At 42.7% G+C, this 12,200-nt stretch carries 16 protein-coding genes; 4 read left to right on the top strand and 12 right to left on the bottom strand.

Going from position 1 to position 12,200, the window contains the following annotated elements; all coding sequences use genetic code 11:
• Window positions 1-6 precede the first annotated feature (6 nt).
• From serC to ABD960_RS09750, 10 genes are all read right to left on the bottom strand, one after another.
• Window positions 7-1,074: a 3-phosphoserine/phosphohydroxythreonine transaminase gene (gene serC / locus ABD960_RS09705; protein WP_345330953.1), complete on the bottom strand. Its 1,068-nt coding sequence runs from the start codon at window positions 1,072-1,074 to the stop codon at window positions 7-9.
• Between the two features lie 148 nt (window positions 1,075-1,222).
• A complete protein-coding gene (gene rpe, locus ABD960_RS09710) occupies window positions 1,223-1,891 on the bottom strand; it encodes a ribulose-phosphate 3-epimerase (RefSeq protein ID WP_345330954.1) in 669 nt (222 codons plus the stop codon).
• 61 nt (window positions 1,892-1,952) lie between these two features.
• Window positions 1,953-2,225, bottom strand: coding sequence for a hypothetical protein (locus ABD960_RS09715; RefSeq protein ID WP_345330955.1), 273 nt, complete (start codon window positions 2,223-2,225; stop codon window positions 1,953-1,955).
• Window positions 2,226-2,397: 172 nt separating this feature from the next.
• Complete coding sequence (pnp, locus tag ABD960_RS09720) at window positions 2,398-4,539, bottom strand: polyribonucleotide nucleotidyltransferase (protein ID WP_345330956.1); 2,142 nt, start codon at window positions 4,537-4,539, stop codon at window positions 2,398-2,400.
• 131 nt (window positions 4,540-4,670) lie between these two features.
• On the bottom strand, window positions 4,671-4,949 hold the full coding sequence (rpsO, locus tag ABD960_RS09725) for a 30S ribosomal protein S15 (RefSeq protein ID WP_232175990.1): 279 nt from the start codon (window positions 4,947-4,949) through the stop codon (window positions 4,671-4,673).
• 178 nt (window positions 4,950-5,127) lie between these two features.
• Window positions 5,128-5,517 (bottom strand): 50S ribosomal protein L27, encoded by a 390-nt coding sequence (gene rpmA / locus ABD960_RS09730; RefSeq protein ID WP_345330957.1) that lies wholly within the window; start codon window positions 5,515-5,517, stop codon window positions 5,128-5,130.
• Between the two features lie 48 nt (window positions 5,518-5,565).
• Window positions 5,566-5,874 carry a 50S ribosomal protein L21 gene (gene rplU / locus ABD960_RS09735; protein ID WP_345330958.1) on the bottom strand — a complete coding sequence of 103 codons (309 nt, stop codon included), beginning with the start codon at window positions 5,872-5,874 and terminating at the stop codon, window positions 5,566-5,568.
• 73 nt (window positions 5,875-5,947) lie between these two features.
• Window positions 5,948-6,448, bottom strand: coding sequence for a hypothetical protein (locus ABD960_RS09740; protein ID WP_345330959.1), 501 nt, complete (start codon window positions 6,446-6,448; stop codon window positions 5,948-5,950).
• A gap of 112 nt (window positions 6,449-6,560) precedes the next feature.
• Window positions 6,561-7,931: a dicarboxylate/amino acid:cation symporter gene (locus tag ABD960_RS09745; RefSeq protein ID WP_345330960.1), complete on the bottom strand. Its 1,371-nt coding sequence runs from the start codon at window positions 7,929-7,931 to the stop codon at window positions 6,561-6,563.
• A gap of 69 nt (window positions 7,932-8,000) precedes the next feature.
• Window positions 8,001-8,327 (bottom strand): YbjQ family protein, encoded by a 327-nt coding sequence (locus tag ABD960_RS09750; RefSeq protein WP_232175999.1) that lies wholly within the window; start codon window positions 8,325-8,327, stop codon window positions 8,001-8,003.
• Window positions 8,328-8,420: 93 nt separating this feature from the next.
• Between ABD960_RS09750 and ABD960_RS09755 the strand changes: the two genes are divergently transcribed.
• The 4 genes from ABD960_RS09755 (at window position 8,421) to ABD960_RS09770 (ending at window position 10,766) form a co-directional block, all read left to right on the top strand.
• Window positions 8,421-8,948, top strand: a complete 528-nt coding sequence (locus tag ABD960_RS09755) for a hypothetical protein (RefSeq protein ID WP_345330961.1) — start codon at window positions 8,421-8,423, stop codon at window positions 8,946-8,948.
• A 48-nt stretch (window positions 8,949-8,996) separates the two neighbouring features.
• Entirely contained in the window at window positions 8,997-9,494 is a 498-nt protein-coding gene (locus ABD960_RS09760) for an RNA polymerase sigma factor (protein ID WP_345330962.1), read from the top strand.
• A complete protein-coding gene (locus ABD960_RS09765; protein WP_345330963.1) occupies window positions 9,481-10,071 on the top strand; it encodes a hypothetical protein in 591 nt (196 codons plus the stop codon). Before ABD960_RS09760 ends, ABD960_RS09765 begins: the two co-directional genes overlap by 14 nt.
• Before the next feature lie 83 nt (window positions 10,072-10,154).
• Complete coding sequence (locus tag ABD960_RS09770; protein ID WP_345330964.1) at window positions 10,155-10,766, top strand: HAD family hydrolase; 612 nt, start codon at window positions 10,155-10,157, stop codon at window positions 10,764-10,766.
• Between the two features lies 1 nt (window position 10,767).
• Here ABD960_RS09770 and ABD960_RS09775 read toward each other — a convergent pair whose 3' ends face one another.
• Both ABD960_RS09775 and ABD960_RS09780 read right to left on the bottom strand, forming a co-directional pair.
• On the bottom strand, window positions 10,768-11,454 hold the full coding sequence (locus ABD960_RS09775) for a hypothetical protein (RefSeq protein WP_345330965.1): 687 nt from the start codon (window positions 11,452-11,454) through the stop codon (window positions 10,768-10,770).
• A gap of 9 nt (window positions 11,455-11,463) precedes the next feature.
• Window positions 11,464-12,075 carry a hypothetical protein gene (locus tag ABD960_RS09780; protein WP_345330966.1) on the bottom strand — a complete coding sequence of 204 codons (612 nt, stop codon included), beginning with the start codon at window positions 12,073-12,075 and terminating at the stop codon, window positions 11,464-11,466.
• Between the last annotated feature and the right edge of the window lie 125 nt (window positions 12,076-12,200).

The following is a 12,200-nucleotide window of genomic DNA, read 5'->3' on the forward strand; positions in this document are numbered from 1 at the left end:
ACTATATTATTTATTTTTTTCGGCAAACTCCTGCATGGCTTCAATAAGCACATGTACGCTGGTTATTGGCAGCGCATTGTAAATTGATGCCCTGAAACCACCTACACTCCTGTGTCCTTTTATTCCTACTATGCCTTTTTCATCGCACAGTTTAAGGAAAGGTTTTTCGTGCTCCGGATTTTCGGCTACAAAGCAAACGTTCATGTGCGAGCGGTCTTCGGTAGCGGCCACACCTTTAAATAACGGGTTACGATCAATCTCGGCATATAATGCTTTTGATTTAGCCTGGTTTTCCTGTTCTATAGCGTCAACACCACCCTTTGCCTTAACCCAGTTAAGGGTAAGCATGGATACGTAAATGGCGAATACCGGCGGAGTATTGTACATTGAGCCGCCTTCAATTTGCGTTTGATAGTTGAGCATGGCCGGTATAGCACGACCAGTTTTACCTAAAATTTCGTCCTTAACAATAACCAAAGTAACGCCTGCAGGGCCCATATTTTTCTGCGCACCAGCGTAGATCAAACCGAAATCGGCAACATTTATCTTGCGGCTGAATATATCTGACGACATATCGCAAACAACAGGCACCGGCGACGAGAAAAAGTTTTGCAACTGCGTACCGTAAATGGTATTGTTTGATGTTATATGAAAATAAGCTGCATCAGCAGGTATTTCAAAATCCTTAGGGATAAAAGTAAAATTACTCTCTTTAGATGAAGCCACTATTGATACTTCTCCAAAGTATTTAGCCTCTTTTAAAGCCTTGTTAGCCCACACGCCTGATTCAAGGTATGCGGCTTTACTTCCGTCAGGCAACAAGTTGTAAGGCACCATTGCAAACTGTGTGCTTGCACCGCCCTGTAAAAACAATACCGAGTAACCTTCGGGAACGCTGAATAACTCTTTAACCAAACGTACAGCTTCGTCCAAAACAGCTTCAAACTCTTTTGACCTGTGCGAGATTTCCAGGATTGATAAACCTGTACCATTAAAATCAATAACAGCCTGAGCGGCCTGCTTGAAAACCTCCTGGGGTAATATGCCCGGCCCGGCACCAAAATTATGTTTCATATAATTTGTTGAAATGTAAACGCTAATAAAACTTTTGGTCAGTTAGTATATTAACGCTCCGAAGTTAATTATTTTGACAAAGTATATAGAGATTATTTGCTTTTTGTTGAAAAAAAGCGACACTTTATTAACAATCAGATCAATAAGCTCAGGCGTGTTTTAAAGGCTGGGCATTTTTTAACGCGGAGATGGCTGCTAACTGATTATCAGCAGAGAATACTGAACTGCCGGCTACCAGTACGTTAGCCCCGGCTTCAATAAGTTTTGATGCGTTGCTTACATCTACCCCACCATCAATTTCAATAAACAGATTGGGGTTATGCAATTCAGCAAGGGTGCGTAGTTCCCTGATTTTTTTATAGGTATTGGATATGAATTTCTGTCCGCCGAAGCCCGGGTTCACCGACATGATACATACCTGTTCAACATCGGCAATAACATCCTCAAGCAAGCGCACGTTAGTATGCGGATTTAAAGCAACGCCCGCGCGGCAACCTAAATCTTTGATAACCTGTATGGTGCGGTGTAAATGGGTACACGCTTCATAATGTACCATTATACCATCTGCGCCGGCATCTTTAAAAGCCTTTAGGTAACGGTCAGGGTCAACGATCATCAGGTGTACGTCCAGTGGTTTAGTAGCGTATTTTTTAACCGCGCTGATCACCGGAAAACCGAAGGAGATGTTCGGAACGAAAACGCCGTCCATTACATCAACATGTATCCAATCCGCTTCACTGTTATTAAGCATTTCGATATCGCGCTGCATATTGGCAAAATCCGCCGCGAGAATAGAGGGGGCAACTAAAGGCTTCATGGCGGTAAATATAGGCATTGGTGTGGCGCTGATGTATTATTTCACAAAAAATGACTCTGCTTTAATCGCAGTTTAGCAATAAGTCATAGTATTTTTTCATTAAAACCGTGTCGTAATTAACAAGTGAACTGTAAGCTTCGGACACAAGCTCGTTCAGTATGGAAGCACCCAACTGTCCTGCTCCGTTAGGTATAGATTCATAATACTTAATAATATCCTTTACCCGAATGATCTCATAAAGCAGCAGTTGCACCAGGTCAGCCTGCGCGTCTGACTTAACCCCCTGCGGGTTCTTGCTAAGAAAATCTAAAGGATCAAGGGGTGTAAAATTCATGTTTTTAAAGCACCGGATATAACTTATCAATTACCTAAGCAATACAAATAATGATTACTGTTGTTTTAAGAACAATGGCATTGTATCAATTATGTTACACAATTATAAAACGGCTGTTAAATAATAAAACCCTCGCTTTTAGGGAGGGTTTTATAACGCAATTATAATAAATTTATTTGCTTTCCTGCGCAGGTTTCTCAGGTTTTGGCAACAGGGCTTTTCTTGATAATTTCAATTTTCCTTGTTTATCAACGTCGAGCAGTTTAACACGCACTTCATCTCCAACCTGGAAAATGCCGTCCATGGTTTCAAAACGCTTGTGGTCAATCTCCGAAATGTGCAGCAAACCATCTTTACCCGGCATTATTTCAACAAATGCACCAAACGGCATGATCGATTTAACTTTACCCTCGTAAATTTCGCCAACCTCTGGTTTAGCGGCAATATTACGTATACGGGTAACTGCCTGGTCAATAGATGCTTTATTATCAGCAAATATTTGTACGATACCTTGGTTGTTAACTTCTTCGATAGAGATGGTTGCACCGGTTTCGCGTTGCATTTCCTGAATAATTTTACCACCCGGGCCGATAACCGCACCAATAAATTCTTTATCGATTTTTATGGTGATAATACGCGGAGCGTGTGGTTTGTAATCTTCACGAGGTGCAGCGATGGTCTTCTTCATCTCGTTCAGGATCTGTAAACGGCCTTCTTTAGCCTGATGTAGAGCCTTAGCCAATACTTCGTATGAAAGACCGTTGATCTTCAGGTCCATTTGGCAGGCAACAATACCATTTTCAGTACCGGTTACCTTAAAGTCCATATCACCCAGGTGATCCTCGTCGCCAAGGATATCAGATAATACAGCATATTTAGTACCCTCAGGGTTGGTGATCAAGCCCATGGCAATACCGGATACCGGAGCCTGAATTTTAATACCGGCATCCATTAATGCCAAAGTACCTGCGCACACCGTAGCCATTGATGATGAACCGTTTGACTCCAGGATATCAGATACTACACGGATAGTGTAAGGATTTTCATCGGCAACAGGCAATACTTGTTTTAATGAACGCATTGCCAAGTTACCATGACCGATCTCACGACGGCCGGCTCCCCTGTTCGGGCGAACTTCGCCGGTTGAGAAACCCGGGAAATTATAGTGCAAAATGAATTTTTGGTAACCGTTGATGAAAGCGCCGTCAATCATCTGCTCATCATCCTTAGCACCCAGGGTAACTGTGGTTAACGCCTGGGTTTCGCCACGGGTAAATACCGCTGAACCGTGGGCTGCCGGCAGGTAGCCTACTTCGCTCCAGATCGGGCGTATTTGTTTTGAGTTACGGCCATCTAAACGCAGATCCTCATCCAGAATCAGGTTACGTACGGCATCATACTCTACATCGTGGAAATATTTTTTGATCAGGCTCTCAGTAACCGCGTCAATCTCGATACCTAAAGTAGCGATGAAAATATCGCGTATCTCGCGCAGTTTTAAATGGCGCTCATGTTTGCCTGCACCTGATTTGGCTACTTCGTAAACTTTATCATAAGTAGCGGCGTAAACTTGTTTCTTCAGCTCTTCGTTGCTGTGTTCGTGGCTGTAGATACGCTTTTCAGTTTTACCAACCGCGGCAGCAAGCTCTTTCTGAACCTGAACCTGTACTTTGATAGCCTCGTGAGCGAACTTAATAGCTTCAACAAGTTCTTCTTCCTGAATCTCTTTTGATTCGCCCTCAACCATGTTGATGTCGAACTCCGATCCGGCTACGATGAACTCTAAAGTTGCGCGTTCCAGATCGCTCAGGGTTGGGTTTATAACCAGCTGGCCATCAATTTTAGCTACACGAACCTCTGATATCGGGCCGTTGAACGGAATATCAGAAACAGCTAATGCCGCTGATGCCGCCAAACCGGCAAGGCAATCGGGCATAATATTTTTATCTGCCGAAATCAAAGAGATCATTACCTGTGTATCGGCATGGTAATCCTCCGGAAAAAGCGGACGTAAAGCGCGGTCAACCAAACGAGAGATCAAAACCTCGTAATCTGACAAACGTGCCTCACGGCGTAAAAAACCGCCCGGTATACGGCCAGTTGATGCGTATTTTTCCTGATAGTCAACCGAAAGCGGTAAAAAGTCAACACCTTCTTTTGCTTCAGGAGATGATACTACGGTAGCAAGCAACATGGTGTCGCCTTGTTTTACTACCACAGAGCCATCGGCTTGTTTAGCCAGTTTTCCTGTTTCGATCTCAACGATGCGGCCGTCACCTAAATCGAAAGTTTTTTTAATTGCATTATAACTCATTTTGTGTTTATTAAGATGCGCTTTTCATCTTTAGGAGCGCACCGGTTTTGTTTGTGTTTTAAAACTTGCGTACAAAAGTAAAAAAGCCATTCGCATTTGACGAACGGCTTTCTTAAAAATACTGTTGAAAATTACTTGATAATATCCCTTAGCTGTAAAGCTTTGATGATAGCACGGTATCTTTCAATATCTTTGTTGTATAGGTAAGCCAATAAGGCACGGCGTTTACCTACAAGCTTTTGCAATGATAATTGCGTTGCAAAATCCTTTTTGTTTTTTTTCAGGTGACCGGTTAAGTGCGCAATACGTGTTGTGAACAACGCTACCTGACCTTCTGCTGAACCTGTATCGGCAGCACCCTTACCATGTTTTGCGAAAATCTCTTGTTTCGCTTCTTTACTTAAATACATTGCTTGAATAATATTAAAGCTGTAAATACTTTGTTAATTGTGGCTGCAAAGATATACTTATTAATTGTGATATACAATAGCTATATAATTATATAAGGCACTGTGTCATAGCATCCTCTGCAAAACATAAAAGGCCACCTTGCGGCAGCCTTTTATGTGGTAATGTTATTTACTGAAATTACTCAGCTATAGCAGCATCTTCAGTACCTTCAGTTGCCGGAGCTACAGGAGCTTCTTCAACTTTAGCGGTTTTTGCTTTGCTTGCAGCTTTCGCTTTTGGAGCCGGTGCAGCTACTTCAGCTACGGCTTCAGTTTCAAAAGGAATTACTGATACGTATGAACGGTTATCAGCTTTCTTTTTGAAAACTACCTGACCATCAACAAGTGCGAATAAAGTATGATCTTTACCGATACCTACGTTTTGACCTGGGTTGTGCGGGGTACCACGCTGACGAACGATGATGTTACCAGCAATTGCAGGCTGACCACCGAATATTTTGATACCTAAGCGTTTGCTATGCGATTCACGACCGTTTTTGGAACTACCGGCCCCTTTTTTGTGTGCCATTTCTTTTATCTTTTATGAAGGATAAACACCTTCGGGATTAAACAATAATTACAGAGCGATACCTGTGATCTCGATTTTGGTAAATTGCTGACGGTGACCGTTTTTCTTTTTGTAACCTTTTCTTCTTTTCTTTTTGAAGATGATCACTTTATCACCTTTAACGTGCGACAAGATCTTAGCTGATACTTTAGCGCCTTTCAAATCAGTACCTAATTTGAATTTACCTTCGTTTTCTGCTAACAATACTGTGTCAAATTCAATACTAGCGCCTTCATCTCCCTGTAAGCGGTGTACAAAGAGCTGCTGGTCTTTTGCAACTTTAAATTGCTGTCCGGCTATACTTACTATTGCGTACATTGTTATTTATAATTATGTTTTAAAATTTCGAGGTGCAAATATAGATATTAATCTATCAAATACCAATAAGCAGTTATTTTTTATTTCGCTGCTCGGCATCGCGCAATACGCGCTGTATTTCTTTGATCAGGCGCTGGTTGGCATCTATCAGCTTCTCATTACCCTGGTAGTTTGCCTGAAACAATACGCTTTTGCTCTTACGCAAATAATTAAACTGAATCAAGTAATACGGCACCTTCGGGTCGCGCTTAGCGCTGTTTACTTCTTGCTCCGGGAAATCCCAGAAACCCAGGTCGGCAGCTTTGCGGTGCAGGTATAACAAATCATCTTTATTTAACTTCAAGGAAGTTTTAACTACTGAATCGCGGCTATCTACATATTGATAATGATGCGTTTTAGAGTTGTATTTATTTAGCAAGCTATCACCATTGCCATACTCGAACACCATATATTGAAACTCATTGAACTTATAAGGCGCATTCTTCACCATCATGCCATAATAGTAAAAGCAATACAATAAAAATGGCACAGCGACACTGGCAGCAAGGAATATCTTTTTATTTCTTAAAGTCATTATATACTTTTATTACACAGACTATTGATTGATTTCACCGACCATCAGCAAATCAGGAGCGAAAATCGTTATTGAATTGCATAGTTTGAAATTGATTAATCGAAAATTACATTTAATCAATCTCTTTCTCCCACTTGCTCACAACCGCTGTTGCCATCGCATTGCCTAAAACGTTGGTTGCTGAGCGGCCCATATCAAGTAATGGATCGATACCGATTAGTAAGGCTAAACCCGCCTCCGGGATATTGAACATGGCTATAGTGCCGGCAATTACCACCAGCGACGCGCGCGGCACACCCGCGATACCTTTACTGGTAAGCATCAGTACTAATAGCATTGACAGCTGTTGTTCAAATGAAAGATGGATGTTATAAGATTGCGCCAAAAAAAGCGAAGCGAAGGTCATGTACATCATGGAACCATCCAGGTTAAACGAGTAGCCCAGCGGTAGCACAAAACTCACGATCTTGTTATTACAGCCAAAGCGTTCCAGTTCCATTAAAACTTTGGGGTAAGCAGCTTCGCTGGTTGAGGTGCTGAATGCTACCAGCATAGCATCCTTAATGTTGTTTACCAGCGTTAGGGCACGCTTACCTAAAACAAAATATCCAGCCAGTATAATCACCAGCCATAATACTACCAACGAAAAATAGAACTCACTAATAAATATGGCATAAGTAGACAAAATACCCAGCCCCTGCTTTGCAATGATAGCCGTTATGGCGCCAAAAACGGCAAGCGGTGCAGCCTTCATTACATAACCGGTAATTTTCAGGATCACGTGCGCAATGGCGTCCATTGCCTTGATCACCACCTCACCTTTTTCGCCAATGGCGGCGGTTGCTACACCAAAAAACAGGGAGAATACCACTATCTGCAATATCTCATTATTAGCCATCGACTCAATAATACTCTTTGGAAATACGTGGCCGATAAAATCCCTTAACGAAAGAGCTGCTTTTTGTACGCCTGTATTGATGTGGCTATCCGGCAGCGGCAAGTGCATGGCCTTGCCTGGTTCAAAAAAGTTAACCAACACCATACCTAATAATAACGACACCAGCGTAGCGCTTAAAAACCACAGCAGGGTTTTACCCCCAATACGTCCAACGGCCTTAATATCGCCAACCTTAGCTACGCCCACCACCAACGTAGTGAACACCAATGGCGCTACAATCATTTTTATCAGCCGTAAAAATATATCACTCAGCACATTAAAGCCGACGAGCTTATCCTCACGGGCAGTATCATTGGCTTTACGTATGGTTACCTGCTCGGTACGTTGTAGTTTGAGTTCTTTGTAGCCTGCAGCGGTGGTATCGGTAATGGTAAGCAGGCGCGCATCGATAGCTTTTATCTGCGCATCGGCAGTGGCTATTTTGGTATTAATTTCGTTAATAACAAGGGTATTATAAAAATACCCTGTTATTACGCCCACAACAAGGGCTATAAATATGTAAAGTGTAAGTTTACTACGGCGCATGCAAGTCAGTTAAACCCCAAAGCTACAAATTTACACCGTTAATTAAAGCAGGCGTTGAAAACGCCGGTTCTACAGGTCAACCTTACTTACTTTTACCGCGGTACCGTAAGCAAGCACTTCGGTAACGCCCTGCATAACCTCATTGGCATCATAGCGCATGTTGATAACGGCTGTTGCACCAACTTCCTGCGCGTGCAGTATCATCAGGTTATATGCTTCCTGGCGGGCTTGCTCACAAAGCTCAGTATAAATACTGTTACGCCCACCAAATATGGTTTGTAAACCGCCTAAAAAATTACCGCCTACTCCGCGTGAGCGTACTGTAATACCACGGATAACGCCTAAATGTTCGGTTACTTTGTACCCTTCTAAATGTGTGCTGGTTGTTACTATCATAGTTATAAATGTATTGTTTAACTCAAACATAACTTATATCCTCAATATTTAAATGAATAATAGAACTTTGTTGTGTTACACGATTTAACTGCTATGAGTATAACTACCTACGGACTCCAAAATATAAAAAAGGAACTGCAGCACATGCCCCCTGCCCAAATGGCCGAACTGTTGCTGCGCCTTGCCCGCTATAAAAAAGAAAATAAGGAGCTGTTAGCTTACCTGATGTTCGAGGCGCATGACGAAGCGGCCTTTGTTACCCAGGTTAAAAGTGAAATAGGTTTTATGTTTAGTCAGCTACCTTCACAAAGTTATTTTGCCGCTAAAGCACTGCGTAAAATTTTAAGATTGATAGCCAAATATGTTAAGTTCATCGCATCAAAAACCGCTGAGATTGACCTACTGATAAATTTCGGTGAGAACTACCTGCAATATGCAGACCGCAAAACGTCCTACAAACCACTGCGTGTAATATTTATAAAGCAGCTGGAAAAAATCCGCAACAACATTAATAAACTGCACGAGGACGTAAGGCATGATTATTCGCCTGATTATGAACAGTTACTGAGCGATGCAGATAAAAAATTGCAGTGGTTAAATATTATTGATTACCAGTTGTAACATATTAATAACTTTGCACTCTAAACTGTATAACAATTAACTGCAAGCGTGCCCGGTAAAGAAGCAGCCTTTAAACAAATTTTTGAAGCCAACTCAAAAAAAATATTCCACCTGTGTTACGGTTACACAGGGGATGATGACGCGGCACATGATCTGTTGCAGGAAACCTTTTTAAAGGTTTGGCAAAACCTGGATAAATTCCGCAACCAGGCCATGATCTCTACCTGGATATACCGCATTGCCGTAAACACCTGCCTTACTTACCTGCGCTCTGAAAAACGCCAGGCTAAGGACGAACTGACCCCGCAGATTGCGGAAACCAAACGCGAAGAACTATCTGAGAAGAACGAGCAGGTGGCATTATTATATAAATGTATCTCCAAGCTCGAAGAGTCGGAAAGAATTATTATAACCATGGTGCTTGATGAAATGCCCTACCCTGAAATTGCTGAGATCTCAGGGATATCCGAAGGCAATCTGCGGGTAAAAATTCATCGTATAAAACAAAAGTTAACAGAATTATACAACCAGTATGAAAGACTTTGATCATATAATGTCGGTTTGGCAAGAGCAGCCAAAACGCGATCAGCTTTCGGTAGACGAGGCGCTGAAGCAGGTGAAACGTGGAGTGGGAAGCCTTAATAAAAGGTTGTTGCGTGGTATTGTAAGCATGGCCATAGGTGCAGGCGCGGTATTAATGGTATTGTTGTTCCTGGTATTTCAATCATGGGTTACGTATGCAGGCATTAGCATAATACTTTGTACCATGCTGCTATATATGTTTGTAATGATCAAAGATTACAAACTCGTATCAAAGGAAGATGTCACTATCCATCCGGCGGAATATTTGCAGGGTTTAAAAGAATATCAGCGCCGCCGCGCAGACCTCTACGGATGGCTATATTACCTTTATCTGTTATTAATTACTATTGGCTTATCTCTGTACCTGTTTGAGGTGCTTGAGCATTCATCACAGATATTTCGCTTCTCGTTTTATGGCTTTACCGTGGTATGGCTGCTTTATGTGGCTTTTTACCTTAAAGACCGCATTTTCAAGCTTGAACAGGAAAAACTCAACCTGATTATTGAGCGGTTGGAACGGTTGCAAAATCAGTTCGACTAAATTCCATCACTTTAAGGCGGTTGTTTAATGTATTTATTACATCGGCATAACGATGGTGCTACCTTTTTTATTAATATTTGCGAATGACTGAGACCGAACAGCTGAAGCTCCAGAAACTCACCGGGCTATCAACCGGCTATAAAGCTTTTTTGTACGATTGCGATGGCACACTTGCCGATAACATGCCCGCGCACAAAGCCGCCTACATTAAAGTGGCTGCTGACGGCGGCCTGGTGTTTGACGGCGCCATTGTTGACGAACTGGCCGGCTGGCCGGTTAAAAATGTAGTTGAAGAAATAAACAAGCGTTATAACAGCGCTTTTGACCCGGCCGTGTTCGCCGAAAAACGCTACCAGGTTTTTTTTGACGAATACCTGGAAAATACTCAGCCCATAAATTATGTTGTTGAACATTTAAAAGCGCACGTGGGCAAAGTGCGTATCGCCGTCGTATCGGGCAGCGGACGCAAAGCTGTCGAAAAGACATTGACGCTACTTGGTTTAATTGATTACGTTGAAGTATTGGTATGCGCAGGTGAAACCAAACACGGCAAACCCTACCCCGATCCTTTTTTAGCTGCGGCTGAAAAGCTTGGCGTTTCTCCCGCCGACTGCCTGGTATTTGAAGATGGCGAAGCCGGCACAACCGCTGCCACCGCAGCGGGTATGAAATGGGTACGTATTGATAAACTCTAACTTATTGCTGCTGCCGCGATGCTTTAACCTTCTCAAAGTATTCTATCAGTTTATCAATATTATTCAAGTTGAATTTATTTTGGCGGATGAGGTTAACCACTTCCGGCTCATCGCCCATAATGTCGCACATAATGTCGTTAAAGTTTATGGGGGTTAGCAGCATCATTTCGGCCGTGTTGGCGCCAAAGTAATAAGCCGTTTTTTGCCTGTCGCCATTGCCGTTGCCCCCTAACGATATACCAACACCACCGCCTACTCCGCCATAGCCGCCGCTACCCAAACCAAAACCACCCGATAGGCCCGGCCTGATACCAAAACCGGACTTACCCTTGCCGCCTTTTCCGGTATATAACTTAATCTCCTCGTTAAGTACAACCCGTACAAAATCAAACTCCTTACCTGCCCACATCGTATTCCCCGGCGCATGGGCCACTACAAAACTATCCCGGCCGATGGTAAAAGAACGTAACTCACCCGCGCTCAATTTTATAGGGTTCATTTTATCATCGAGCTTATACTCAATAAACGCTTCCTCTTTTACAGGCCCTTTCCCTTTAGGGTTCGGATTAATAAAACCGGTTTGCCTGATGCCCTTCGTATCAGTAAAACTTCCGGCTTGCCATTTTTGAGCGTACGCAGTAACCGTCGAAATTATAAATATTAGTATAGCTGTACAGCAGTTCTTCATTGTTCAAGTTTAATCAATTAGCGACGGTTGCTTACCTGTGTTGTAAAATACTATCAGCTCGTCCATATCGCCATAACGAAATGTTTTATCCTTTATTTTGGCGGTAACCTTCGGCTTATCGGCCATAATGCTCGCCGTAATCTCCTCAAAGTTCTGCATGGTTATTGTGGCCAGTGAATTTTCATCCTGCCCGTAATAATAACCATGGTAACTCCTAAGCGCATCAGCATGGCCACCTATTTCGGCACCGGTATCGCCGCCAAGCAATCCTCCTATAATTGATCCGCGGCTAAACTTTTTAGGCCGGGGCCTTGCAACGTATATCTTAGTCGGTCCATTTGTAAGCACCTGTACAAATACCGGTTGCCCGAATACCGGCGCGTGCGAAACCCTGAAGCTGTCCTTTTCTATAACGAAGGCGTTCATATCTGCAGCAGTTAACTTCAGTTCGTCGGCTCTTTTCGAGGGCTTATATAATAAGTGTTGTTCATCCGCTTTAATCAATCCGGCATGGCGGGCGTTGTTCAAATCGTAATAGCATCCCTTTTTCCACTGCGCGGACGCGGTTAAAGTAATTGCGGATGTAAATAAAACTAAAGCGGCTTTGTATAATAATTGCATAAGTCAGGATTTTTTGTGGATGGACTTCCTTAATCGCGCTTGGTTTAATTTCAAATGTAAAATATGCTGTACGCCTAAAGCAACTTTGATCAGCATAACTTAGTTTTGCACTAAATATACCATCT

The sequence above is a fragment of the Mucilaginibacter defluvii genome (assembly GCF_039543225.1).
Classification (GTDB): domain Bacteria; phylum Bacteroidota; class Bacteroidia; order Sphingobacteriales; family Sphingobacteriaceae; genus Mucilaginibacter; species Mucilaginibacter defluvii.